21 protein-coding genes are annotated in these 24,979 nt (G+C 50.4%); 7 read left to right on the top strand and 14 right to left on the bottom strand.

What is annotated here, in order from left to right; translation table 11 throughout:
• Positions 1 to 17: 17 nt before the first annotated feature.
• Both Z042_RS14410 and aegA read right to left on the bottom strand, forming a co-directional pair.
• The gene (locus tag Z042_RS14410; RefSeq protein ID WP_024910983.1) at positions 18 to 536 is read right to left on the bottom strand and encodes a 4Fe-4S dicluster domain-containing protein; all 519 of its coding nucleotides are present in this window, start codon (positions 534 to 536) and stop codon (positions 18 to 20) included.
• 166 nt (positions 537 to 702) lie between these two features.
• Positions 703 to 2,712 (bottom strand): formate-dependent uric acid utilization protein AegA, encoded by a 2,010-nt coding sequence (gene aegA, locus Z042_RS14405; RefSeq protein WP_024910984.1) that lies wholly within the window; start codon positions 2,710 to 2,712, stop codon positions 703 to 705.
• Positions 2,713 to 3,162: 450 nt separating this feature from the next.
• Between aegA and Z042_RS14400 the strand changes: the two genes are divergently transcribed.
• A complete protein-coding gene (locus Z042_RS14400; RefSeq protein ID WP_024910985.1) occupies positions 3,163 to 6,102 on the top strand; it encodes an HD domain-containing phosphohydrolase in 2,940 nt (979 codons plus the stop codon).
• A 113-nt stretch (positions 6,103 to 6,215) separates the two neighbouring features.
• Here the strand turns inward: Z042_RS14400 and Z042_RS14395 are convergent, their stop codons facing one another.
• The 7 genes from Z042_RS14395 to Z042_RS14365 form a co-directional block, all read right to left on the bottom strand.
• A complete protein-coding gene (locus Z042_RS14395) occupies positions 6,216 to 7,544 on the bottom strand; it encodes an MFS transporter (RefSeq protein ID WP_024910986.1) in 1,329 nt (442 codons plus the stop codon).
• A gap of 48 nt (positions 7,545 to 7,592) precedes the next feature.
• Complete coding sequence (gene antC, locus Z042_RS14390; protein ID WP_024910987.1) at positions 7,593 to 8,606, bottom strand: anthranilate 1,2-dioxygenase electron transfer component AntC; 1,014 nt, start codon at positions 8,604 to 8,606, stop codon at positions 7,593 to 7,595.
• Between the two features lie 62 nt (positions 8,607 to 8,668).
• Positions 8,669 to 9,172, bottom strand: coding sequence for an anthranilate 1,2-dioxygenase small subunit (antB, locus tag Z042_RS14385; protein ID WP_037405853.1), 504 nt, complete (start codon positions 9,170 to 9,172; stop codon positions 8,669 to 8,671).
• Between the two features lie 23 nt (positions 9,173 to 9,195).
• Positions 9,196 to 10,587, bottom strand: coding sequence for an anthranilate 1,2-dioxygenase large subunit (gene antA / locus Z042_RS14380; protein ID WP_024910989.1), 1,392 nt, complete (start codon positions 10,585 to 10,587; stop codon positions 9,196 to 9,198).
• A gap of 147 nt (positions 10,588 to 10,734) precedes the next feature.
• Complete coding sequence (catA, locus tag Z042_RS14375; RefSeq protein ID WP_024910990.1) at positions 10,735 to 11,655, bottom strand: catechol 1,2-dioxygenase; 921 nt, start codon at positions 11,653 to 11,655, stop codon at positions 10,735 to 10,737.
• 157 nt (positions 11,656 to 11,812) lie between these two features.
• Positions 11,813 to 12,103 carry a muconolactone Delta-isomerase gene (gene catC / locus Z042_RS14370; protein ID WP_024910991.1) on the bottom strand — a complete coding sequence of 97 codons (291 nt, stop codon included), beginning with the start codon at positions 12,101 to 12,103 and terminating at the stop codon, positions 11,813 to 11,815.
• A 27-nt stretch (positions 12,104 to 12,130) separates the two neighbouring features.
• Positions 12,131 to 13,240, bottom strand: coding sequence for a muconate/chloromuconate family cycloisomerase (locus Z042_RS14365; RefSeq protein ID WP_024910992.1), 1,110 nt, complete (start codon positions 13,238 to 13,240; stop codon positions 12,131 to 12,133).
• Between the two features lie 111 nt (positions 13,241 to 13,351).
• On the opposite strand from Z042_RS14365, the gene Z042_RS14360 reads away from it, so the two are divergent.
• Positions 13,352 to 14,269 carry a LysR family transcriptional regulator gene (locus tag Z042_RS14360; RefSeq protein ID WP_037405855.1) on the top strand — a complete coding sequence of 306 codons (918 nt, stop codon included), beginning with the start codon at positions 13,352 to 13,354 and terminating at the stop codon, positions 14,267 to 14,269.
• A 12-nt stretch (positions 14,270 to 14,281) separates the two neighbouring features.
• Here the strand turns inward: Z042_RS14360 and Z042_RS14355 are convergent, their stop codons facing one another.
• Complete coding sequence (locus Z042_RS14355; protein WP_024910994.1) at positions 14,282 to 15,115, bottom strand: IclR family transcriptional regulator domain-containing protein; 834 nt, start codon at positions 15,113 to 15,115, stop codon at positions 14,282 to 14,284.
• A gap of 234 nt (positions 15,116 to 15,349) precedes the next feature.
• Between Z042_RS14355 and Z042_RS14350 the strand changes: the two genes are divergently transcribed.
• Genes Z042_RS14350 through pcaD form a run of 4 tightly spaced genes read left to right on the top strand, consistent with a single transcriptional unit; the run spans position 15,350 to position 18,663 of the window.
• Positions 15,350 to 16,036: a 3-oxoacid CoA-transferase subunit A gene (locus tag Z042_RS14350; RefSeq protein ID WP_024910995.1), complete on the top strand. Its 687-nt coding sequence runs from the start codon at positions 15,350 to 15,352 to the stop codon at positions 16,034 to 16,036.
• Positions 16,037 to 16,045: 9 nt separating this feature from the next.
• Positions 16,046 to 16,687 carry a 3-oxoacid CoA-transferase subunit B gene (locus tag Z042_RS14345; protein WP_037405857.1) on the top strand — a complete coding sequence of 214 codons (642 nt, stop codon included), beginning with the start codon at positions 16,046 to 16,048 and terminating at the stop codon, positions 16,685 to 16,687.
• Between the two features lie 16 nt (positions 16,688 to 16,703).
• Positions 16,704 to 17,906, top strand: a complete 1,203-nt coding sequence (pcaF, locus tag Z042_RS14340; protein WP_024910996.1) for a 3-oxoadipyl-CoA thiolase — start codon at positions 16,704 to 16,706, stop codon at positions 17,904 to 17,906.
• Position 17,907: 1 nt separating this feature from the next.
• A complete protein-coding gene (pcaD, locus tag Z042_RS14335; RefSeq protein ID WP_024910997.1) occupies positions 17,908 to 18,663 on the top strand; it encodes a 3-oxoadipate enol-lactonase in 756 nt (251 codons plus the stop codon).
• Positions 18,664 to 18,749: 86 nt separating this feature from the next.
• On the opposite strand, the gene Z042_RS14330 is transcribed toward pcaD, so the two are convergent.
• The 3 genes from Z042_RS14330 to Z042_RS14320 all read right to left on the bottom strand — a co-directional run bounded on the left by Z042_RS14330 (position 18,750) and on the right by Z042_RS14320 (position 22,637).
• Positions 18,750 to 20,807 (bottom strand): fimbria/pilus outer membrane usher protein, encoded by a 2,058-nt coding sequence (locus tag Z042_RS14330; RefSeq protein ID WP_037405861.1) that lies wholly within the window; start codon positions 20,805 to 20,807, stop codon positions 18,750 to 18,752.
• Positions 20,808 to 20,998: 191 nt separating this feature from the next.
• Complete coding sequence (locus Z042_RS14325; protein WP_024910999.1) at positions 20,999 to 21,424, bottom strand: hypothetical protein; 426 nt, start codon at positions 21,422 to 21,424, stop codon at positions 20,999 to 21,001.
• Between the two features lie 787 nt (positions 21,425 to 22,211).
• Positions 22,212 to 22,637, bottom strand: a complete 426-nt coding sequence (locus tag Z042_RS14320) for a hypothetical protein (protein WP_024911000.1) — start codon at positions 22,635 to 22,637, stop codon at positions 22,212 to 22,214.
• Positions 22,638 to 23,374: 737 nt separating this feature from the next.
• Here Z042_RS14320 and Z042_RS14315 point away from each other — a divergent pair.
• Positions 23,375 to 23,887: an NlpC/P60 family protein gene (locus tag Z042_RS14315; protein WP_024911001.1), complete on the top strand. Its 513-nt coding sequence runs from the start codon at positions 23,375 to 23,377 to the stop codon at positions 23,885 to 23,887.
• Between the two features lie 44 nt (positions 23,888 to 23,931).
• On the opposite strand, the gene Z042_RS14310 is transcribed toward Z042_RS14315, so the two are convergent.
• Positions 23,932 to 24,972 carry an ABC transporter permease gene (locus tag Z042_RS14310; RefSeq protein ID WP_024911002.1) on the bottom strand — a complete coding sequence of 347 codons (1,041 nt, stop codon included), beginning with the start codon at positions 24,970 to 24,972 and terminating at the stop codon, positions 23,932 to 23,934.
• Positions 24,973 to 24,979 lie beyond the last annotated feature (7 nt).

The raw sequence follows: 24,979 nt of genomic DNA, 5'->3' as shown, positions 1-24,979 counted from the left end.
TTCTCCCTGTACGATGGTTATTGCAACAGATTCGGTGCGGAACCGAGTGCCGCACGCTGCTGTTTTTCCCGCTGCATGGCTTGCAGATCGGCGGGTCTGATCAACTTCAACGCCGCTGTCGGGCACACTTCAATGCAGGCCGGGCCTGCGCTGCGCCCATCGCAGAGATCACATTTGTTGGCCTGCGCGCGGCTGTGGGTATTGCCCGCATGGCTGGTCACCACTTCCATTGCACCATAAGGGCAAACCACCATGCAGGTTTTGCACCCAATACAGCGTGACTGCATCACTTGCACACTGCCGTTGCGGTTATAAATCGCCTCATTCGGGCAGGCATTCAGGCAAGGGGCATTCTCACACTGGCGGCACAGCATCGGGGCGCTCACGCTGAAGGTTTTCATCACTTTCAAACGGGGATTAAAGTTCTCCGGTGTGATCGGCTGCGGGTTCTCACCGCGGTGTGCTACCACGCAGGCAATTTCGCAGGTACGGCAACCGATACACTGCTGCATGTCGGCGATAACAAACTGATTCATTATTTCTCTCCTCAAAGTCTGCCCCAATAAGCGTCATTGTTGCAGGCAGTTTGAACACGGACAGCGCGGCGGAACCAGAGCGTACACCAAGTACGTGAGGGTTCTGAGCACTGCCCAGGTTCAAAATGGCAAATAAAATAGCCTGGTGAATAGGCTATTAGGCGCGTTATAGAACATCCAGGTAATAAGCGATGCTTTCCGCCGCTTTACGCCCTTCCGCAATGGCCGTCACTATCAGATCCGCCCCGCGCACGATATCGCCACCGGCAAAAATCTTACGGTTGCTGGTCTGATAGGGATACCCCGCCACGGTAGGCGCAACCACCCGCCCTTGCCGATCCAGCACCACATTATGTTCGGCCAGCCAGCCCATACGGTGCGGGCTGAAACCAAAGGCCATAATCACCGCATCCGCCGGCACGACATGTTCAGAATTCGCGACCACCACCGCCTGCCGCCGCCCTTGGCTGTCGGCCGCGCCCATTTCGGTGCGCTGCATCTGAATGCCGCTGACGTTGCCTTGTTTATCCACCACGATGCTCAACGGTTGCAGGTTGAACATAAATTCTGCCCCTTCTTCACGGGCATTTTTCACTTCCCGTTTGGAGCCCGGCATGCTTTTTTCATCACGACGATAGGCACAAATCACCTGTGTCGCCCCGTGCCGCAGCGAGGTGCGCACGCAATCCATCGCGGTATCACCGCCCCCCAGCACCACCACCCGCTTGCCCGCCATGTTGATATAGGGGCTTTTCGGGTTGTCGGGATAGCCCATCAGATGTTGGGTATTCGCTACCAGGAACGGCAGCGCGGCGTAAACCTGCGGTGCATCTTCATTCTCTAAACCTGCACGCATGGATTGATACGTACCCACACCAAGGAACAGCGCGTCGTACTCATTCAGCAGCGCTTCCATCGAAATATCTTTGCCAATCTCGGTATTCAGACGGAATTCGACCCCCATATCACTGAAGATTTCGCGCCTTCTGGCCATCACATCTTTCTCCAGCTTGAACGCCGGAATGCCGAAGGTCAGCAGGCCACCAATCTCTGGATAACGGTCAAATACCACCGGTTTGATGCCGTTACGCACCAGAATATCAGCACAGCCTAGCCCCGCCGGGCCTGCACCGATGATCGCCACCCGTTTGCCGCTGTTTTTGACAGCAGACATATCCGGCCGCCAGCCCATTTCGAAGGCGGTTTCGGTGATGTAACGTTCGATATTACCGATGGTGACCGCGCCACCGTGGCCGTTCAGGGTGCAGGATTGCTCACACAGCCGATCCTGTGGGCAGACCCGGCCACACACTTCCGGCAGGCTGCTGGTCTGGTGCGACAGTTCGGCGGCTTCCCAGATACGGCCCTGACCCGCCAGTTTGATCCATTGTGGGATCTGGTTATGCAGTGGGCAGGTCCAGGAACAGATACTCTGCTTGCCGCAGTTCAGGCAACGTTCCGCCTGCTGGTGAATTTGTTGCTCGGTGAACGGTTGATAAATCTCTGCAAACGTTGTTTTACGCCGTTCAAGCGGGATCTTGTTGGCTTCCAAACGCGGTGCTCTGGGTTGTTGCAGCAGATTACGAATCGGTTTAGGCCGCTCCTGACCTTTCAGCACCGTTTTCTGATTGGTAACGCTGCCAAACAGTTGGCTGTGAAGATCGCGCGCCGCAGTGCGCTGGCGCTTTTGTCTTTGTTGCTCAACCAACGTTTTGGTATCGACCAGGCTCAATGCATGGGTCGGGCAAGCCCGTACACACGCCGGTTCCTGATTCAGGTCATGACACAGATCGCACTTCTGAGCTTCGGTTTTTTGATAACTGTCGGCCAAACGGTGATTAGCCGGTTGCACGGTTTCAGTCACTACCGTCATCATGCCAAACGGGCAAGCTACGGCGCAGGCTTTGCAGCCGATGCATTTTTCCTGGTTGACCAAAATGCTGTCATCACTTTGAGCAATGGCTCCGGTTGGGCAAACATTGGCACAGGGTGCTTCTTCACAGTGATGGCAGAAAACCGCCGTATTGGCATGCGGGCCCTGGATAACTTTCACCCGTGGGGTGAAATATTCCCGCTGGCTGGGGTAATCCCCTTGATGATGAACTGTCACACAAGCCACTTCGCAGCTTCGGCAGCCAATGCAGGCCTCTGATTCTGCAACGATAAATTGATTCATAGTATCCTTTCCGAACAATTTGGCTAAAAAAGCATTGTTAAGTAATTGACGTTATGACCTTTTATTTCGCTGGCGTAGGCAGGGGATCTTCAGGGTTATAACCATGTAAATGTAATGGTTATAATTGATTAAATTCCATGACATTTCGCATAAAAAAAGCGTAATACAAAAATTTATGCAAAATTACTCAAAAAAGTGGAAGTTACCTGGCAGGAGACAGGAGCAGCTGCGTATTTTCAATGTTGAAAAGAAAAAACTGCCGGATAGAACAGTCATACTGTATTTACCTTGCTTCTCAGACAAAAATTAATTTTTTGGCTTTCTTTTTAGTTTTTTATCTGAAAAAAAATATTTTAATTTTAAATATCAAAATATTAAGCATCATCTAGGGCTTATCCCGTGTCGTCTATGCTTACATTATTTGGGAAACACATTTCCAAGGTGACGCCTATGCAAGGTCATTTATCTGGGCTAAAAAATCGCTACCCTTTACATATCCAGATTGCTGCTCTATTCACCTTATTGATCGTTTCCATCGGCAGCGCGATTATCATTTTCAACCATAGCCAATTGACCAAATTGGCCGAAATCAGCATCAACCGGCAGTATCAAAAAACCGGTGAGGCAACTGCTTCCGAGTTAAATGCCGTAACGCGCAGCATGGCGATGTCGGTCAATATTCTGGCAGATACCCAGATTACCGAAGCTTCGACTCTCGAAGAAAGAATGGCGTCTATTGGTAAATTTATTGAAATACTGAAACAGAACAATTATGCCAGTTCGGTATACACCGCTTACCCTAATGGGGATTTCTTTATGCTGCGGCGCATCACCGCCGCTAACCGCGATTTCTTCAAGGTTCCCGAAAATGCGAATTGGCTGGTGCAAAGCAATCGTTTTTTAGACACTCACCCCGAAAAACGCTTTATTTACCTCAACGATCAACTACAGGTGGTGGCAGAAAGAATCGTTGATAACGACCAATATGACCCACGTACGCGTAGCTGGTTTATTCAGGCATCCAAAAACCCCGGTTTGGCAACCTCACCTAACTACATATTCAAAGTGACAGGAGAAACGGGGTTCACTTACAGCCGCCAGGCAGAAAATAAACATGCGGTTACTGGCCTGGATGTTTCTTTAGCTTCATTATCTCAATTTCTGAAACAGCAAAGCCTGCCGCAGGGTAGCCAGGCAGCGATTATTAATTTTGCCAATGAAACTATCGCCAGCCAGCCAGAGTTTAAAAATCAGGGTGTTCAGGGCAGTGATAACTTCAACAGTATTAGCCGTATTCCCGTATTAAAAACCTTACTCGATTCTCATCAGAATAACGCTCAGGAAAACGCCGGGGGCAGTATTATTTTTAATGCACAAGACCAAGGTTGGTATGGCTCCGTTGTCAATATTGATAACAATGGGAACAAATATCAGTTGGTTATTGCCACCCCTTCGGCTTACCTTACCTTGGGTGCCAATTCGATTCGTAATCGTTCAACGCTGGTTGCTTTTATCCTCCTGGTTTTCAGCTTGCCAATCGTCTGGTATTTTTCCCGGCGGATTTCCAAACCGCTTATTCGCCTGCGGAAAGACGCCGAAGCGATCAGTAATCTGATCTTTGATGAGGGAAATGAAGAACACTCGGCCATTGAAGAAGTTGACGATCTTCATAAAGCCATGTCAAAAATGAAACAGACATTGAAACAGTTTATTTCCATGGGCAGCATATTGTCAGCCAAAGACAATTTCCCGCAGCAGATGCAGGGGTTGCTCAATGAAATGGCTGAAATTGCGGCGATGAACGGCGGGGTGATTTTCTTATCTGATAAACATCAGGATACCTTCACCCCCATCGCTTTTCGTTGGAATGAGCAAGATATCCCGGTCTCAGAAATCGCCTCACTGCGATTTGATAATAATAATCCCGCCACCTTTTGGCAGATATTGGAAAACAAAACGGTTTCTGGGGTATTTGATCATCAACAGATCCCTGACTCATTGCGCACCTTTTTCCAGCCTCATTTTCCACTGCGTTATGTTGCAGTGCCGATGCAAACGCATGATGAACAGCTTTTGGGGTTCTTACTGCTGTTTATCCCTAACGAATTGAGCGCCAAACGTGAGAACGCCAAAATACAGTTGGTCAACGCACTGGTTGGCAGTTTATCCGTTGCGATAGAAACGCAATATCTGTTGCTGGAACAAAAAAACCTGCTGAATGCCTTTATCGAACTGATCGCAGGGGCAATCGACGCCAAAAGTGCCTATACCGGCGGCCATTGCCAGCGCGTACCCGAAATTACCAAAATGTTGGCCAAAGCGGCGGTTGATAGCAAAGAAGGTCCCTTCACCGATTTCACTCTGTCAGAAAATGAATGGGAAGAGTTACATACCGCCTGCTGGCTGCACGACTGTGGGAAGATCACCACACCAGAATTCGTGGTGGATAAAGCCACCAAGTTGGAGCTTATTTATGATCGCATCCACGAAATACGTATGCGGTTCGAAGTGCTGAAAAGAGAAAAAGAGATCCTTTATTTGCGTAACCAGCTTCCAGCACAAGAACGCAGCGAACAAGAGCAGCAACTGGCTGAAGAACTCCGCCAGTTAGATGAGGATTTTTATTTTATTGCCCAATGTAATATTGGCGGTGAATTCCTGTCTGATGATGCGCTCGCCCGTGTTAAACAGATTGCCGATTATCAATGGACGCGTACCCTGGATGATACCGCTGGGGTTTCCCAAGCCGAAGGAGTACGCAAAACCCGCCAACCGGTACGCGATTTGCCGGTACAGGAAGCCATGCTGGCAGATAAAGAAGAACACATCATTTATCGGGATAGCAAAAACCACCTGCCTGAGAATTATCTCTTCAAACTCAAAGAGCCCAAATATCTCTATAACTATGGGGAGATTTATAACCTTTCCATTCGCCGTGGCACCCTGAATGACGAAGAGCGTTATAAAATCAATGAGCATATTATGCAGACGATTATTATGCTGAACAGGCTGCCGTTCCCACGCACCATGGCGCAGGTGCCGGTCATTGCCGGGGGGCACCATGAACGTATGGATGGTAAAGGTTACCCTTATCAACTGAATTACACACAAATGAGCATTCCGGTCAGAATGATGGCCATTGCCGACGTATTTGAAGCGCTGACCGCCGCCGATCGCCCATATAAACCGGGGAAATCGCTATCGGAAGCGTTGAAGATCATGACGGCGATGGTGAACGAAAATCACCTCGATCGTGAATTGTTTATTCTGTTCCTGCAATCGGGCGTGTGGCGCGATTATGCCATGGCATATTTGCAGGTGGGTAAAGTCGATGAGGTGGATATTAGCGCGCTGCTCCAAAAGCTTGGCCCGCAAAATATCACCCTATAAAGTCAAGCGCAGCCCTCAAAAGCTGGAGATATTGGCATGATAAAGGGGCTGATAAGTAGCCCCTGCAAGAAAACCCAGCTCTTACTTTTAGATACTCAGCATCAGCCCAGTAATTAAGAGGCCGCCAGCCGTGGGTTAACAAAAAACATGCAGCCTGCGGCCAGTAACGACGGCAAAGCAAAAGCCATGAAATTTTGTTGTAACGTTAATTCCATATCAATTAACAACCCACCCGCGAAAGGGCCAAGAATAGCGCCAATCCGCCCAATCCCTAATCCCCATCCCAGCCCCGTTGACGTCATGGTGCTGGGGTAAAAACGGGCGACATAAGAGGTCATGGCTATCTGGGTGCCAATGGTGCTGGCCCCGGCGATAATCAGCAACAGATACAGGATGCTCATCGAATTCTGAACACCTAAAAGCGCAATCGTCACCGAACCCAGCAGGAAATAAGCGATCAGCACGGTTCTGCCACTCACTTTATCCATTAGCCAGCAACTGCTTAACGCGCCGGCAATGGTGCCAAAGTGTAGGGTAAACAGGAACATCAGGCTGGAACCCAACGGGTAACCCGCCTGTAGCATCAGTTTAGGTAACCAGGACGTCATGCCATAAATCACATAAAGCGACATAAAAAAGACCAGCCAGAACATCAGGGTGCTTAACATGCGGTTATTAGAGAACAAGTCCCCAATGGCCATTTTTACCGGGCCTGCCCCCAGCGCCGATTGGCTGACAAATTCGGTTCCTGATTGATGAATATAATCTGGTGCAATTTTTTCCAGCGCATGCTTTAAACGTTCATTTTGTTTGGTTTTAATTAAGAAAGCCGCTGACTCAGGAAGGTGTTTTAACATCCAGGGTAAAAACAGGATGGGGAAAATAGCAACGTAAAATATCGACTGCCAGCCCATGAGCGGAATCAGGTAAATGCCCAATATCGCGGCCCACATGCCGCCGATGGAATAACCACTGAACATTAAGCCAACCATCAAGCTGCGTTTGTTTTTTGGTGAATATTCGCTGGTGAGTGACGTCACGTTGGGCATCACACCGCCCAGGCCAATGCCCGCAATAAAGCGGCACCAGCCAAACTGGGCGGCATTAACGGTAAATCCACAGAGAAACGTAAATAAGCTGAAGGTAATCACGCACAGGGCAATCACCTTCTTTTTACCTATCTTATCTGAAAGCGATCCCAACGACAGGGCGCCCAGCATCATGCCAATCAGCGTATAGCTGCCCAATAAGCCTGCCTGAGTTGCCGTTAACCCCCAGTCCGCCATCAGTTTGGGTAAAACTACCCCCAGCACGGCGAGATCATAACCATCGAATATAATAATGTAGGCACACCAAAAAATAGTCAGGCGGTGGATATTCTGAAACTTCGCATTGTCAATTATTGGCGTAATATCAACGACGTTTATCTCGATCTGAGCCATAAAAGCTCTCCTTGGTGTGAAAATAGTGCGCGATAAAAGGAAACCTCTTCAACTGGAAACAAAGCGCTCAAAATAGACCTGATGTTCGGCTACCGGTTGGGCAGATAACCAGTTGCAGGTTGCTTCGATCATCGGCGGCGGCCCGCACAGATAAGCATCGAACGGTTGTTGCAGCAGATGGCTTTCCAACGCATGGGTAACCCAGCCTTTTTTGCCCTGCCATTCAGCACCGGGATCGACCACCACCACCTGATAACTGAAATGGCCCAGCCGTTGGGTTAATGAATCGAGCCGCTCCAGTTCACTGATCTCGCTCTCGCGGTTTACCCCGTAATAGAGCGCGATAGGCTGTCCACCATCCCCCTGTTCGGCCAGGCTTTCCAGCATGCTGAGGAACGCCGATAGCCCGGTTCCCCCGGCGACAAACAGCAGCGGGCGCTTCACCTCACGCAGATAGAACGCGCCAAACGGAGCGGTAAAATTAATGCTATCCCCCACTTGGCAGCGCTGGCGTAAATAATCACTCATCAACCCGCTCGGCAACAAACGAATCAAAAAGCGCACCGCCGCCGATTGCGCACTGGCGCTGGCATACGAATAGGCACGGCTTTCCTCACTGCCAGGGATCTGAATGCGCGCATATTGCCCTGGCAGATAATGCAAGGCAGGTTCCCCTGCATCCAGCGTGATTTCCAGCGTGGCTACCGTATCAGAGAGCAGGTTCAGCGCGCTGACTCGCCCGCGATAGTTCTGCTGGCTGATGTTGCAAATGCTGGAATCGACATCAAAATAGAAAGAACCCGGCGACGTCAGCCGCGTCTGACAGGCCAACATATAGCCCTGCTCAAGCTCGCTGGCGCTCAGTGCGTCATCATCGACATACTCCATTTCGATGGTGCCCGATTCACAACGTCCACGGCAGGTGGCGCAAACCCCTTCACGGCAGTCCAGCGGCAGTTGAATGCCGTGACGAAAAGCCGCATCCAACAGTTTTTCGTTCTGCTCAACCTGAATAAACTGCGTCAGTCCATCCCGAAAAATAATCGCGGCGCGATGGGTCATGGTTACTCCTGTATCATTACTGTTGATAGCAACGGCGGCCGCAGCCGCCGTACCAAAGCCAATCAGAGATGGTAGAAATCGAGCACGGAATCGATTTTGTCATTCAGCAGCAGCACGTGTTTTCCCGCAATTTTCAACTGCTCGCCCTGCCAGCACAGGCGATAGTTGGCACGGCCAAAGAAATGGCGGCTTTCGCCAAAACGATAGTAGTGCGTCACCCAGTTCACGCTAACGGCCAGTTGGTCAGTTTCACCGGCCTGGCAGCGCACGTTATCGATCAGGTGCAGCGTGCGCGGCATCGGTGTGCAGGCGGCTGACTTCCCAGTGCGAATACGAAACACACGATCTTCCAGGCCGGAGCGGCTGGCATAGTAGATCAGCGACATTTCCCGTTTCGGGTTCTGCGTGTATTCATGTTCGCTGCGCCACTGTGGCACATGAAACTCGGCATCTTCGGTGAAATAACCCAGGTAACGATCCCAATCCTGGCTATCGCAGGCGTCTGACACTTGATATAAAAATTGTTCAACAGCGTACTGCCGCTGTTCAGGCGTGATGTTTTGCATGATTTATCTCCGTCGTAGCCCATTCAGCGCGCCGTCGCCTGCGCTATTTTCTTTTCCAGCCCTGCCAGCATCATTTGCTGCCAGGCCTGGTGCTGGTTGACATACAGCCCTTCATGGGTAATTTCAACACCGGTTATCGCGGGCGCAATCTGCAAAATATCGCTGTTATGCGTCGCGCCATATTGCCAGTGCTGATGACCGCGGGAGATATCACTCCATTGGGTGCTACGCGCTTCGAAACCACGCTGCTGTTCACGAAACTCCACCAAATCGTCTGGGGTGCCCATGCCTGAAACGTTGAAGAAATCCTCAAACTGGCGGATACGGCTTTCGCGATCCCGATCGGACTCCCCTTTCACCCCCAGACACAGGCTAATCACTTCGGTTTTATTCCAACTGACCGGGCGGATAATGCGTAATTGAGAGCTGATTTGATCCATAAAGAACAGGCTGGGGTAGATATTCAGATTGCGCAGGCGGTGCATCGTCCACTGTGCCCGTTCTGGCGGATATTTATCCAGCAGGCGCGGCATAATGCGGCTGTAGCCAGGGCGCACATCGGCGGCGTTGGGCATATCGCTGAACAACAGGCCATGCCCATGTTTGAACGAGAACCAACCGTCGTCGGTGTCTTTATCCCCCGCCCCCAGCTTGCTGTAATCAAGCGTGCTGCTACTGGCCCCATCGCGCTGAATATTCAGTTCGCGGCGGTGGGTGACCGTCGAAACGTAGTTATAGTGAACGGTGCTGACATGGTAACCATCCAACCCATTCTCATTTTGCAGCTTCCAGTTGCCTGGGTAGGTATAGGTCGACATTCCAGGCAACACTTCCAGCTCGGCGTTTTCTGATTGTTCCAGCATCATGTCGAAAAACAGCGTGGTATCCCCCAGGAATTCGGTCAAACTCTGCGTAGACTCGGTATCCAGGCTGATAAACACAAAGCCGCGATAGCTGGCGATGCGTGCCGCTTTTAAACCATGACGGCTTTTATCGAAATCGCTGCCGTATTCTGCCGGGGCTTTCACCTTTGCCAGCGCACCGTCGGATTTGTAGCACCAGGCATGAAACGGGCAGGTAAAAGTGCTTTGGTTACCCTGGCACACGCGGGTTAGCGTAGCGCCGCGGTGTTGGCAGGTATTGGCTAACGCATGCAATTCTCCTTTGCCGTCACGGGTGACCAGCATCGGCTGGCGGCCCGCCTGCACAGTAATAAAGTCATGCGGGTTGGCGATCTGGCTTTCATGGCAGGCAAAAATCCACTGTTTCTCGAAAATCAGCTCCATTTCCAGGTCAAACAGCTCCTGATTGGTAAACATTGAGCGGGCGATGCGATAAACGCCCTCTTGCGGACGAAAATCGAGGCTGTTTTCAATAACATGCTGCCAGTTTTGTAGTTCTTGTGGCGTACTCACATTCATGCTCCTGTTATCCCCTTCGTACCGTTAGCAACGTCAAATACCGTGGGAACATAAAATAATAGGCAGGCATTGCTTCAGCAGAAGTCATGCGCGATGTTGGATAGATTCACTGCTCCTGAACAGAAGCAGTGAAAGACTGGGTTACGCTTGAGCGCGTTTGCGTTCCACTTCGGCTTCTGGCGCGGCGGTGCGTTCTTTATGCAGCGTGAAGTTAAAGTCGATCGATGAGAAAGGTTTGCTGAGTTGCTTGCTGTCCAACTGATCCGGTGCAGAGATCTTATTCACCTGCGGCACCAACCCTTCACGGCTGGCGAACGCAAAGTCATCCCACAGGTATTCATCACCGTCGATGTTGATCTGCGTGGTGAGCTTGCGGTAACCCTCGGCATAGACAAAAAAGTGGATATGCGCCGGGCGACGGCCATGGCGGCCTAACAGGTTCAGCAACTGCTGGGTGGCGCCTTCCGGCGGGCAACCGTAACCACAGGGTACAATGCTGCGGAACTGATAGTGGCCCTGGCTGTCGGTAATAATGGTACGGCGCAGGTTGAAGGCCGATTGGCTTTTATCGAAGAACGAATAGTTGCCCATCAGGTTAGCGTGCCACACTTCAACGGTGGCGCCGGGCAGCGGTTTGCCGTTGGCATCCATTACCGTACCCTGCATAAACAACGCTTCACCTTCGGTGCTCTCAGTGCCGTCATCCAGGCGAGCAAACCCTTGGCAAACCGGCGCTCCGGCGACGTACAGCGGCCCTTCGATGGTGCGCGGCGTACCGCCTGTCAGGCCCGCTCTGGCTTCGGCCTCATCGGCACGAATGTCGATAAAACGCTCCAGCCCCAGCCCGGCGGCCAACAGCCCCATTTCGTGGCTGGCTCCGGTTGCCGCCAGATACTCCAAGCCTTTCCAGATTTCACTCGGTTGCAGATCCAGATCTTCAATCGCTTTAAACAGGTCACCTAATAAACGCACTGTCACCTGCTGAACGCGTGGATTCACTTCACCTTTGGCGGTGTCAACGATAAAGCTGTTGACCAGGGTGTCGATGTCGTTATGAGTCATGTCATTGCTCCGTATTTGTATTTGGACGCCGAGGGGGTACAGTCCTGCGGCTATTTTTTTGGTTTTAACGGCTTTCTTTTTTATTCTCCCTACGGGTATTAACCCAGCAGGGAACAGCGACATAAACATTGGCAAGTGATGTAATCTGCGGCCTGACTCAACGATCGTCCTCCCGAATGGAGGAAGGATGGCGGCATAGTGGTATCACCTGAATCTTCATGTAGGGGAACAGCGGCAGTTGCGACAGCAGTTGATGCAGTTCATCAATACTGCTGACGTCAAACAGGCTGATGTTGGAATACTGCCCGGCAATGCGCCACAGATGGCGCCATTGGCCGCTGGCTTGCAGCGCCTGCGACTGGGCCTTCTCCGTGGCTTTCAGTGCGGCAGCTTCGGCTTCCGGCATCGAGGCCGGTAAATTAACGTCCATTCTTACGTGAAACAGCATGTGGTCCGTCCTTAAATTTAAGTTCTGTCAGCCACGGCGCAGGGCAGCCACTTTGTCACGATCGATCTCAATACCCAGCCCCGGTCCGGTCGGCACCTGCAACATAAAATCACGGTAAACCAAGGGTTCGGTCAGGATGTCTTCCGTCAGCAGCAGCGGCCCAAACAGCTCAGTGCCCTGGCTGAGATCGCTGAAAGTGGCAAACACCTGAGCAGACGCGGCGGTGCCGATTGCCCCTTCCAGCATGGTGCCGCCATACAGGCCAACCCCCGCCAGCGTGGCGATATCGGCCACCTGCCGCGCCTGAGTCAAGCCGCCAGACTGGCTGATTTTTACCGAGAACACATCGGCACCGGCGTGAGTTGCCAGTTCGAAGGCATCCAATGGCCCTTTCAGCACTTCGTCTGCCATAATCGGCACGGTAAAACGCCTGGCGAGCCGCGCTAAACCAGCGCGGTTTTCTGCGCGGATCGGTTGTTCGATAAGGTCAATGCCCCCTGCTTCCAAAGCGGCAATGCCGCGCTCCGCCTCCAGTTCGCTCCAGGCTTGATTGACATCCACACGCACGCTCACTTCATCACCCAACGCCCGCTTAATAGCCAGCACATGGGCCACATCCGCTTCAACTGCCCGCAGGCCAATCTTGAGTTTGAAAATGCGGTGGCGGCGTAGCTCCAACATCTTTTCCGCTTCGGCAATGTCTTTTTGCGTATCGCCGCTGGCCAGCGTCCAGGCTACCGGCAGAGCGTCACGCACGCGGCCCCCCAACAGTTCACTCAACGGAATATTCAACCGCCGCGCCTGGGCATCCAGCAGCGCCGTTTCCAGTGCGCACTTGGCGAAGCGATTGCCCTGAATCGATTTACGCAATCTGGCCATCGCCGGAGCTACCTGGCTGGCTTCCATACCGATCAGCAACGGTGCCATGTAGGTATCGATATTGACTTTCACGCTTTCCGGGCTTTCTTCACCGTAGCTCAGCCCACCGATAGTGGTTGCTTCGCCCCAGCCTTCAATACCGTCATCACACAGCACACGCACCAGCACCAGGGTTTGCACATTCACCGTGGCCACCGACAGGCGGTGTGGACGGATGGCCGGAACGTCCAGCAATAAAGTCTCAATGGAGTTAATCATATTTTTACGGTATCAAACTCAGCGGATTCAGGTTGTCTATGACCATATATCTGCCTATGCTGGCCGTCTAACACCGATTTAGCATTATTTTCATACTTAAAAGGTATCGATATGGAACTGCGTCACTTACGCTATTTTGTTGCCGTCGCGGAGGAACAGAACTTCAGCCGCGCAGCAGAACGGCTGCACATCAGCCAACCGCCGCTCAGCCGACAGATTCAGCAATTGGAACAAGATCTGGGGGTATTACTGTTTGAACGGGGCTCTCGCCTGCTCAGACTCACCGAAGCGGGCCGTTTCTTTTATGGACATGCGCTGCAATTTCTGGCCCAGAGCGTTGAACTGAAATCGATGACCCAACGAGTCGGGCAGTTGGAACGTTCGCTGTCGATTGGTTTTGTCGCCTCGACGCTGTACGGGATCTTGCCACGGCTGATCCGCCGCTTCCGCACTCAGTACCCGGAAGTGGCGATGAGCCTGCAAGAAATGACGACCATGGAACAGATCCAGGCATTGAAAGAGGGCAGAATCGATGTTGGTTTTGGCCGCATCCGCTATGAAGATGCCAACGTGCGCCGCGTTATCCTGCGTGACGAAACCTTGATGGCGGCGTTAGCTGCCGATCATCCGCTGGCGCAGGCAACGGAACTCACGCTGCGCAGCCTGCAAGCGGAAACCCTGATCGTTTATCCGCAAACTCCACGGCCAAGCTTTGCCGATCAGGTGCTGGCAACGTTCCGCGATCGCGCGCTTGAACCACGCAAAATCATGGAAGTGCGTGAACTTCAGGTGGCTTTGGGGTTGGTGGCCGCGGGCGAAGGCATCACCCTGGTGCCGCACTGCCTACACAGTTTGCAGCGCCAGGATGTGATTTATAAAGCCTTGAATGAACAGTATCTGGTTTCCCCCATCATCATGAGCACCCGATTGCTGGACGAATCAGAAGACATCAAAACCTTACTGCAAATGATCTACAGCCAGTATGAGGAGGAGAACATCGACTATATCAAACCAGCGCCGCACCAGTGAGCGTGGCTATAGCTATAGCAATAGCGCCAGTTCCATCGCAGCACGCTGCAACTGGGGTAATACCCTTTCGCGCAGTTCCGCTGCGGAAACTTGCGCAGCGTTGGCGCCCACGTTCATGGCTGCCACCACGCCGCCCTTGCGTGAATACATTGGTACGGCGATAGAGCGCAGGCCAATCTCCAATTGCTGATCGTTGATCGCATAGCCCTGGCGGCGCACCTGTTCCAGTTCGGCACGCAAAGCCTCGGCGCTGGTGACGGTAAAACCGGTCAACGGTTCCAGTGTGACGCGCGATAAATACTCTTCCAGTTGCTGATTATCCAGCGCACTGAGCAACACCAACCCCATCGAGGTCGCATAAGCAGGCAACCGGCTACCACGGCCCAGATCGATGGTCATGATGCGTTTCACCGAAGCTCGGGCGATATACAGAATGCTGTCACCGTCCAGCGTGGCCACCGAACAGGATTCATTCAGCACTTTACTCAGATAATCCAGTGAGTTCTGCGCGGCCTTCGCCAGCTCTGAAGAAGAAAGATAGGCATGGCCCAGCGTTAATACGCGGGGCAACAGGCGATAATGCCGTCCATCCGGGCAATGCACAAACCCCAGCGCCTTCAAGGTATACAGACAGCGGCGCACCGCCGCACGAGGGATCCCGGTGATCTGCCCGATCTCCGACACTGACATCTCCGAATACTGCGGCTTGAACGCCTGTAACACTTCCAGCCCTCTCGCCAGCGAAGCCATAAAATTCGGATCGCCCTTGTATTTGTCGTTAGCCAATTCACTGATTTCCTGCAACCGCTGCAACTCTCCGGTAGCAAATTCCGGTTTATCACTCATCATCAGCTCCAATTATCTATATTAATCATTGCATTATACGCCTAACCATCCGCAACAATGTGACGCCTTGCAGCAAATGCCAAATTGTCTACCTGCATCACAAAATTAACATCAAAACAACAAACAAACCGATAATCGCACAATGTTCTGATATTCGCACTTGTCGGTTCATTTTTCATCCTCTAAGTTAAAAACCAGTCAACAACGCGACTCGCCAAATATTCAGGAGAAGAAATGATCAACAAAAGCATGCCTTCCACCGACGACGCCGTAGCCGATATTCCAGACGGCGCCACCCTGATGGTGGGGGGTTTTGGCCCGGCAGGCCAACCTTATGCCCTGCTGGATGCTCTGGTGCGCCGCCGCCCACGTGAACTGACGCTGATCAGCAACAATGCGGGCAACGGTGATTTTGGGCTGGCGGCACTGCTGAAAGCTGGCTGCGTGCGTAAGGTGATTTGCTCGTTTCCACGCCAGTCAGATTCATGGGTGTTTGACGATCTCTACCGACGTGGCGAACTGGAATTGGAATTGATCCCACAGGGCAATCTGGCCGCCCGCATTCAAGCCGGCGGTTCTGGATTAGGGGGAATTTATACCCCAACGGGTTTTGGTACTTTGCTGGCCACCGATAAAGAAACCCGCGAGATCGATGGCCGCCAATACGTGTTCGAACTGCCATTGAAAGCCGACTTTGCTCTGATCAGGGCCGAACGCGCCGATCGCTGGGGCAACCTGGTGTACAACAAAACCGGGCGCAACTTCGGCCCGATTATGGCGATGGCGGCAGCCTGCACGATTGCCGAAGTTAACCAGCAGGTTTCACTGGGTGAATTAGATCCAGAAACCGTGATTACGCCAGGGATCTTCGTGCAGCGCCTGGTCATCAACCCCGTTTCCCCTCAGCAGCTTTCGGCTTAAGGAATGTTTATGTCAAAACTCACTCATGCGCAGCTAGCCGAACGGATTGCGCGCGACATCCCAGAAGGTGCTTACGTCAATCTGGGGATTGGTATTCCGACCCAGATCGCCAACTATCTGCCTGCCGATAAAGAGATTTTTCTGCACAGTGAGAACGGTATTCTCGGTATGGGCCCAGCACCGGCCGCCGGAGAAGAAGATCCTGAGCTGATCAATGCGGGCAAGCAGCCGGTTACCCTGCTGCCCGGCGGCTGCTTTTTTCACCATGGTGATTCCTTTGCCATGATGCGTGGCGGGCATTTGGATATCTGCGTATTGGGGGCGTATCAGGTTTCTGAACGTGGCGATCTGGCCAATTGGAGCACCGGTGCTCCAGGTGCCATCCCAGCGGTGGGCGGCGCGATGGATTTGGCTATCGGCGCTCGGCAGGTGTTTGTGATGACCGAGCATCTGACCAAAAAAGGGGAATGCAAAATCGTCAAAGAATGCACCTACCCTTTGACCGGAATCGGTTGTATCGAACGTATCTACAGCGATCTGGCGGTGATCGACGTCACGGCTCAGGGCCTGGTGGTGCGCGAAATTTTTGGCGATTTAACCCCACGGCAACTGCAAGACATTACCCCGGTCGAACTGAGTTTTGACCTTTAGTCTGGAGAGACACAGCATGAATTCAGCGTATTTATGTGACGCCGTTCGTACCCCGTTTGGCAAGCTCAACGGCAGCCTGGCAACCATCCGCGCCGACGATCTGGCCGCCCTGCCGCTTAAGGTTCTGCAACAACGCCACCTCGCACTGGATTGGAGCGCACTGGACGATGTGCTGCTGGGTTGTGCCAATCAGGCCGGTGAGGATAACCGTAATGTGGCGCGTATGGCGCTGCTGCTGGCAGGTTTACCCACTTCCGTACCCGGCTGCACCGTTAACCGCCTGTGCGGTTCCAGCCTGGACGCCGTAGCGATGGCGGCACGCACCATTAGAACCGGCGAAAACCATTTGATGATCGCCGGTGGTGTGGAAAGCATGTCACGCGCCCCCTTTGTAATGGGCAAAGCGGAAAGTGCTTTCAGCCGTACCATGCAGTTAGAAGATACCACCATGGGCTGGCGCTTTATCAACCCACAAATGAAAGCGCTGTACGGCGTGGAATCTATGCCACAAACTGCCGAAAACGTCGCGTTGAAGTTTGGTATCAATCGCCGCGATCAGGATGCCTTCGCCCTGCGCAGCCAACAGCGCACCGCCGCTGCCCAGGAGAGCGGATTTTTCGTTAACCAGTTAACAGAAGTCAGCATCCCGCAGAAAAAAGGGGAAGCGCTGCGGTTCACTCAGGACGAGCACCCCAGAGCCACCACGTTACAAGCGTTGGAGAAACTGAAACCGGTGGTTAACCCACAGGGAAGCATAACCGCGGGCAACGCGTCTGGCCTTAACGATGGCGCTTGCGCTCTGCTGCTGGCCAGTGAACAGGGCATGCAACAGCATGGCCTGCAACCGCTGGCGCGGATTGTCGCCAGCGCCGTGACCGGCATCGAACCCAGTATTATGGGCTTTGGCCCGGCACAAGCGGTGCGGAAAGTGTTGAAGCTGGCCGGGCTGAGATTGGAACAGATGGCGGTGATCGAGCTGAACGAAGCCTTTGCCGCGCAAGCACTGGCGGTCACCCGCGAGCTGGGGCTGGCAGACGACGCGCCGCAGGTTAACCCGAACGGCGGTGCGATTGCTCTTGGTCACCCACTGGGCGCATCCGGTGGTAGATTGGTGATGAATGCTGCCTGGCAACTGCAAAAAACCGGGGGCCGTTATGGTTTGTGTACCATGTGTATCGGCGTCGGCCAAGGTATCGCCCTGATTATTGAGAGAGTATGAGATGAGTATCGATTATCGCCTGGATGGGCCGAGTGAAGCCCCTTTGCTGGTGCTGTCCAATTCGCTGGGCACTACCTTTGAATTGTGGCAACCGCAGATGGCGGCTTTGGCCCAACAATACCGCGTGCTGCGCTATAACCAGCGCGGACACGGTGCCACGCCGCTGCCGGAGGCTCCGCTGACGCTTGAGATCCTGGGCCAGGACGTGATCGCCTTGCTTGATAAACTGGATGTTGAACGCGCTTATTTCTGCGGTATCTCCATGGGTGGGCTGACCGGGTTATGGCTCAACCGTTATCACCCACAGCGTTTCCATAAACTGGCGGTGGCTAACACCGCTGCGCGCATTGGCAATGAGGCTGGCTGGCAGCAACGCGCGCAGCAGGTGCGCCAGGAAGGATTGGCCCCCATCGCCGCAACCTCTCCAGCGCGTTGGTTTACCGAAGATTTCCAGCGCGATCAACAGCCACTGGTCACCGCGCTGACAGAACAGTTAGCTCGGGGCGATGCGGCGGGTTACGCCGCCTGCTGCGAAGCACTGGCGCAAGCCGATCTGCGTGATGCAGTGCCTTATATGTCAGCCCCGATGCTGGTCATCGCCGGGGAACACGATCCGGTCACCACCGTGGCAGACGCCCAATGGCTGGCCGCCAACGCTCCCAATGTGACACTGGCGGTGTTACCAACCTCACATATCTCGAATGTGGCTTGCCCGGAGCTGTTCAACCAACAGGTGATGCAATTCTTCGCGGTTTAGGCTGGAAGGCCGTTCCCATCAGGGTGACGCTACGGGGGGAAACGCCCTGGTGAGCGATCAATATTCGCTCACTTCAAATCCAGAGGTTAAAGTTGTGGAATATCCTTGAGTTGATATTTTCTCAATACCACGGCCCCATCCGCAGGGTAAATATCTTCATCATTGGCAATCATTTTACCCGCAGGCAGAGTCACTGGATCAATGGCAACCCGGTTGTTGTTGTAGGCAGCGAAATTACTTACCACCGCGCATCCTTGGCTATTGGTCGTTAAGCCAATCTGGTTGATGATCCCAATCCCTGGTGACTGTTCAATGCAAACAATGCCAAAGGTATCGCCAACGCGTTGCCCTAACGTCACCCCTTTGGAATGCAGAACCACACTGCCGGTCTGGTTGTAGTTTATTCGCTCTTTATCAGGGGCATGCAGATAGCGCAATGTGGTATCACCGGCACTGTATTGATAATTGGCGAAAACCGATGTCTGGTCGTAGCGCTCATCAAAACTGCCGTTATAACTCAAGCTCGAATCACGCAGTGATGAACCGGAAACCATCACAGATTTGGTTATCTCACCGTTGTTGGAATTCAAGCCAGGCTGTAACCTGAGGTTATTATTTTCAAAAATATTGAGCGGGATACCAACATTAAGATTGACGATCCGGTTCTCACTATAACTACTGCCCTTCATATACATAACAAACGCTGAATAGCTGACGCCCTTGTGCAACAAGGTAAGCCCGGTATTAAATGTCGTCATTCTACTCTGATCGCGATCCCAACTGTTCGATAGAGAGCTGAATAGCGAGCCTTTAGGCAGGTTATACTGCAAGTTAACTTCCAGTTGATATTTGCGCTTGGCATACATCTCGGACATAAAAGGATACTCAGGATCTTCTGTCTGTGTCTCCTGGTATTCTGTCAGCGAAAGGTATTTACTGTTCGGGTAGTAACTCCCCTGAATATTCGTTGTCAGGTTTCCACTCAGCCCGCCAACCGCATAGCGCGCTTTAATTGCATCGCCGTATTTGTCTTCATCACGGTTGTTACGATAACGTACCCCTTTATAATCAACAGACAGTAACCCAGCCTGGCGTAAATTGAAGCCAGCCCCTAACGCACCGGAGAAATAGTTATTACCGTAGAGATAACCGCCATAGGCAGAGGTTGTTTTAGTTAAACCATAGACAGCCGTTAGCTGCGAATAAGGTTTGCTAGTAGCGGTTTCCCAAAGTTCGGGCCGGGTTTTCCCAACAAAGAAATCATATTTGGTATTACCCTCTGCGGTGATCGTTGGCAAAACCAACAAAGGGATTGTCGTCACCGTTATCGTGCCGTCAGATTCCCGTACCATCATCATCAGCAGGTTTTCATAGTCGGCCACTTCTACATCCTTGAAGCTGAATTGGCCCGGTTTAACACGTTTTCTCAGCAAAATACGGTCACCTTGCTGAATTGTCACCTCAGCCGCCGTGCGAGCTACCCCTTGGATATTCCCCATGACCGGGCGTTTACCTTTTGGTAAGAGGCGGTCATCGCTATATATCGCTACCCCCGTGCGCGGGTTACTGCTAAAAATATCGCTGCTACCATTACCATCACCCAGCTTTAAGACCGAGCCCATCGACAGAAGATTGCGGCTCACCGCCAGCGAATCGTTAAGCCAGCCTTGTTGCCCATCTTGTTTATCATAATGACCACTGTGCCTGAGCATCCAGCCGTGCAAATTAACCCCGGAGTCGAGCTGGTAATATTCTCTGACACTATGCTGGCGATCGTTATCTTCATCCGCCCTATCTAATTCATAGTTGAGGAATGCAGCATCAATGCCCTCGTCAATCTCATTAAGCTGACTTTCTTCCTGAATTTTTTGAATAACCACCAGATTTAACTGGCTAAATTGGGTGACGCCAAACCCTGCGTCACTCAGTTCCGTGAACGTAGTGCAACTGCGCTGCCTGGCAACAAGATTTTTCAGGCTGGCGATCTTTTGCAGTGCAGTATTAGCGATACAGCCATCATCATCGATGACGCTGAAAGGGATTTTCCCCTGCGGTTCCAGCTCAAAAATGAGATTGACAAGCTTAGGCGCCGCAGCAAGTACCGGAAAACTGAGAAGCATAAGTGTAATAAATAGCGCTTTCACTCCACATCCTTTGAGCAATTTGCCACTTTATTCCCACCTGCTTGCAGCTAAAATAAGGTTAATATGAAAAAGGAACGAAAACTATACCTACATTTTCGTTCTCTTTCAGTGATATTTCACCTGTTTCAAATTGCCTGTGCGATAGGTTGCCTGCAATACGAATCAGTGAAAATATAAATTATGCTAAATGCTTACTTGAGGTAAGGTTTGACAATAGCGATTTTACTTGTACGCGCCTGATTAACCTGAATGATCTTCTGGTTGTCTTGCTCCAGTATATAGTATGCTGACCACAGCTTCATACCCGTATTATCAAAACCATTATCAAGATAAGGTTGGATTTTTTTCATCAGGCTTGCCAACTCTTTTTCGTTGGCTTGCATAGAAGCATTATCAATAGCCATTGCTTTTTCTGCCGCATTCACAGAAAGAGTACAGGTACCATCAGGAACAACCAGCACATCTTTATGTTTTGCTGACATTGTAGGCGATTGCAGCATGCTGATGCAGCTGTTCAAGTTATGATCCGCCCATTCATACCCACTTACGGCACTTTTGGCAGAGGCATTCATAGCAAAACTAATGGCAACTAACGATAATGCTAACTTCATTTTCATATCATAACTCTCCATGTGATTTTATACTCGTCATGCTTCAAGTTATATGCCTATTGGCTACGCTTGAATTATCTGAGTATATGGTACAGCAATAACGCTATTAAAAATTTTATTTTAATAGCCAGGAACACCGTTAAAAAAAGACAATATAAAAATCACTTTCAAAATATAAGCTCGTAGTCATTAGCTGTCAAGAAACGGATCTTATGCAATCGCATTAAAAGTTCAAGTTTATTCCTATTAAGCAAATGATAAGGATTAGAAAAAAAATTATCAATACAAACAATAAGTTTTATATAAAATATAAATAAAAATCAATGAGTTGAAATTAATTGATTGGACAGTGCTGTTTATTCAAGAAAGTAAACGCAATTAACTCATGGTTTTATTAACTTGTTTATCTCTGACCTTCTTCCGAAAAACAGTTCCACGCTAAACCGGGCTGGTCTTTCATTTGCTGACAAATAGGCCTGATTCCCATAAAAAATTATTATATCAAAGATATAAATAGCTTTTGCCCTGAAGCAGACAGAAACCAACCCCGTGTACCCTGCACTACGTGAAATTGCTGAAACGCGAATACATTACGGTTGCCCACACCTTCATATTCAACTGCGGCGTGAAGATTGGCTGATTAACTATAAACACACCTGATTAATACAATAAAAGAGAACAAAATGTGTGCCCATATTTTCGTTCTCTTTCAGTAATACTCTACCTACCCAAGTGCCGGTATGGTAGTTTACCTGCAACCTGAGTCAAACAGGATATAAGTTATGCTTGATACTTATTTGAGGTAAGGTTTAACAATAGCGATTTTACCTGTACGAACCTGATTAACCTGAATGATTTTCTGGTTGTCTTGATCCAGCGAATAGTATGCTGACCATAACTTCATGCCTGTATTATCAAAACCATTATCAAGATAAGGTTGAACTTTTTTCAGCAGGCTTGCCAACTCTTTTTCGTTAGCTTGAATGGAAGCATTATCAATAATCACTGCTTTTTCTGCCGCATTCACAGAAAGAGTACAGGTCCCGCCAGGAACAATCAGCACATCTTTATTTTTTGCTGATACGGTAGGCGATTGCAGCATGCTCACGCAGCTGTTCAAGTTATTATCTGCCCATTCGTACCCACTTACGGCAGTTTTGGCAGAGGCATTCATCGCAAAACCAACGGCAACTAGCGACAATACTAATTTAAGTTTCATATCATACTTCTCCATGTAGTTTATAGCCCTTATTTCAAGCCACATACACCTTAGCTTCGCCCGAATAATTTGAAAATATACAAATAAAAAAAGATAGAACTATTTATTATTAGAATAGTAAAAGACATTAAGGAAGTAATTTAAGCAATATCCCTGTAAGTTGTACGAACTATAAAATTTCAGCTATTGTCTGTCAAGGCATAATTTTATCTTGGTAAAATAAAACCTCAACCTGAGGCTTGTTTTATTTAACCATTAATTCCATAAATATAATATAAGTTATTAAGGGGAAAAATACTTATGGTAAATAACATAAACAAACAAAGATAAAATGATAAGACATATTATTAATATATATAATTGCCAAGATTTTTCTTAGCATCTAAAACATTAAGGTGATTATAATAATCATTTGATTTTAAACAAAAAAACTATTAATTAACATATCAATTGATTTAACCACACCAATTAATTACAAATTAATAACAATTAAAGGGTAAAAAATAACCATTTATTGGTTTATTTTTGAGCTATCTTTGTGTAGAGTACGCGCTTCATTAGGGGTCTTCACGCCAAATGTGAGCTCAGCCCAGGATTGTCGCGCTCGTCATACTTCAAGTTGCAAGCAGTTGCCCCGCAAAGATGGGGTTCAGGATAAGCCCAAATAACCAAGCCACTCCTTATCGCTTTAACTTTATGTAGAGGGGTATATTTCTCTTTTTATTCCAGACGTTACCATGCTAAAGAGTTTGTTTTCATTTATTACGGTTTTACCCTTTTTATACACGTTATCTGCTTCAGCAAGTACCAGTACCACAACTCAGCAGGATTTTTTTAATTCAGCTTCTGCTCAATCAGGCCATAACGACACGCAGAGACTTAACAAAATCCTGACACATTATGATGAGTGGGAAGGAGTACGCTATAAACTTGGCGGTAGTACACGCAAAGGCATTGATTGCTCAGCCTATATGCAACGTATTTTTGCCGATGAATTTGACCTCAATCTGCCAAGAAGCTCTCAGGAACAGATGAAACTGGGTGCTAAAGTCGCCAAAGAAAATTTAAATACTGGCGATCTGGTGTTTTTCAAAACCTCAGCTCGGGAACGCCACGTCGGCGTGTACATTGGGGAAGGGAAATTCGTTCATGCCTCCAGCAAAGTTGGCGTCACTGTCTCAAGGCTGGATAATCAATATTGGAAAACACGCTACGTGCAGGCACGGCGTATTCATCATACTGAAGCCTAAATTCATTCAGCCACCGGCGTGAAACCGGTGGCCAGATAAGCCTATTAGGCTTTCTTGCGATTACGCCGCATATCAATAGCCACTGCGGCCACAATGATGATGCCTTTGATGATGTCTTGAATATAGGAGTCTACGCCAATAAAGGTGAAGCCACTTTTAATCAGGCCGAGGATCACCGCACCAATCAATGTACCGGTAATGCGCCCCACGCCTCCCATCAGGCTGCTGCCACCGATAACGGCAGCGGCAATGGCATCCAGCTCATAAGCAACCCCCATGCTTGACTGCCCGCTGCTGACCCGCGCTGCCAGCACTACGCCAGCCAAACCTGCCAATCCCCCAGCAATGGTATAGACCGTGACCAGGTATTTATTCACGTTGATGCCGGAAACTTTGGCCGAAGTCATATTGCCGCCAATGGCATACACATATTTACCGTAACGGGTATGCTTCAGGGCAATATGAAAAACCACGGCAATCACCAGGAAAATGATCACTGGCATGGCGCCCTGCCCAATCGCAGTAAATCCGTCTGACAGAAAGCTGACCGGGTTCCCTTGTGTGTAATACTGTGCCAACCCACGCGCCGAAACCATCATTCCCAATGTTGCAATAAAAGGGGGAATACCGGTACGGGTGATCAAGAATCCATTAATAAACCCACAAAGGATCCCTACACCGATCCCGGCACCGATCGGAATGGCGGCGGGCAGATCGAGCAAGCCTGGATACATGGGTGAAATGCTGTCTGAGGTTTGCGCCAGGCTGGCGGCCACCACCGCCGTTAAAGCGATGAGCGAGCCGGAAGAAAGATCGATACCCGTCGTGATAATGACCTGGGTTACCCCCACCGCAATGATACCGATAATAGCCACCTGCAATATGATCAGCAGTAACCGGTTGGGGTTCATCAGGAATGACTGATCGCGCACTACCCAACCAAGTATTTCAAAAATCAGGGCAATACCGATCATCACGATGAAAATACCGGTATCTTTTGGCATTTTGCCGCTCAGGCCGGAAAACAGCGTGGTTTTATTCGGTTGCACCACGGCAAGAGATTCTTCCAATTTTACGTTATTCATTGTGATT

The sequence above is a fragment of the Chania multitudinisentens RB-25 genome (assembly GCF_000520015.2).
Taxonomy (GTDB): Bacteria; Pseudomonadota; Gammaproteobacteria; order Enterobacterales; family Enterobacteriaceae; genus Chania; species Chania multitudinisentens.
Note: the sequence above shows the minus strand (reverse complement) of the source record. Positions and strands in the feature narration are given on the sequence as shown.

Excerpts from the sequence above, each read along its gene's own strand:
- Z042_RS14410 (WP_024910983.1), bottom strand. The coding sequence starts at position 536 with ATGAATCAGTTTGTTATCGCCGACATGCAGCAGTGTATCGGTTGCCGT.
- aegA (WP_024910984.1), bottom strand. The coding sequence starts at position 2,712 with ATGAATCAATTTATCGTTGCAGAATCAGAGGCCTGCATTGGCTGCCGA.
- Z042_RS14400 (WP_024910985.1), top strand. The coding sequence starts at position 3,163 with ATGCAAGGTCATTTATCTGGGCTAAAAAATCGCTACCCTTTACATATC.
- Z042_RS14395 (WP_024910986.1), bottom strand. The coding sequence starts at position 7,544 with ATGGCTCAGATCGAGATAAACGTCGTTGATATTACGCCAATAATTGAC.
- antC (WP_024910987.1), bottom strand. The coding sequence starts at position 8,606 with ATGACCCATCGCGCCGCGATTATTTTTCGGGATGGACTGACGCAGTTT.
- antB (WP_037405853.1), bottom strand. The coding sequence starts at position 9,172 with ATGCAAAACATCACGCCTGAACAGCGGCAGTACGCTGTTGAACAATTT.
- catA (WP_024910990.1), bottom strand. The coding sequence starts at position 11,655 with ATGACTCATAACGACATCGACACCCTGGTCAACAGCTTTATCGTTGAC.
- catC (WP_024910991.1), bottom strand. The coding sequence starts at position 12,103 with ATGCTGTTTCACGTAAGAATGGACGTTAATTTACCGGCCTCGATGCCG.
- Z042_RS14365 (WP_024910992.1), bottom strand. The coding sequence starts at position 13,240 with ATGATTAACTCCATTGAGACTTTATTGCTGGACGTTCCGGCCATCCGT.
- Z042_RS14360 (WP_037405855.1), top strand. The coding sequence starts at position 13,352 with ATGGAACTGCGTCACTTACGCTATTTTGTTGCCGTCGCGGAGGAACAG.
- Z042_RS14355 (WP_024910994.1), bottom strand. The coding sequence starts at position 15,115 with ATGAGTGATAAACCGGAATTTGCTACCGGAGAGTTGCAGCGGTTGCAG.
- Z042_RS14350 (WP_024910995.1), top strand. The coding sequence starts at position 15,350 with ATGATCAACAAAAGCATGCCTTCCACCGACGACGCCGTAGCCGATATT.
- Z042_RS14345 (WP_037405857.1), top strand. The coding sequence starts at position 16,046 with ATGTCAAAACTCACTCATGCGCAGCTAGCCGAACGGATTGCGCGCGAC.
- pcaF (WP_024910996.1), top strand. The coding sequence starts at position 16,704 with ATGAATTCAGCGTATTTATGTGACGCCGTTCGTACCCCGTTTGGCAAG.
- pcaD (WP_024910997.1), top strand. The coding sequence starts at position 17,908 with ATGAGTATCGATTATCGCCTGGATGGGCCGAGTGAAGCCCCTTTGCTG.
- Z042_RS14325 (WP_024910999.1), bottom strand. The coding sequence starts at position 21,424 with ATGAAAATGAAGTTAGCATTATCGTTAGTTGCCATTAGTTTTGCTATG.
- Z042_RS14320 (WP_024911000.1), bottom strand. The coding sequence starts at position 22,637 with ATGAAACTTAAATTAGTATTGTCGCTAGTTGCCGTTGGTTTTGCGATG.
- Z042_RS14315 (WP_024911001.1), top strand. The coding sequence starts at position 23,375 with ATGCTAAAGAGTTTGTTTTCATTTATTACGGTTTTACCCTTTTTATAC.
- Z042_RS14310 (WP_024911002.1), bottom strand. The coding sequence starts at position 24,972 with ATGAATAACGTAAAATTGGAAGAATCTCTTGCCGTGGTGCAACCGAAT.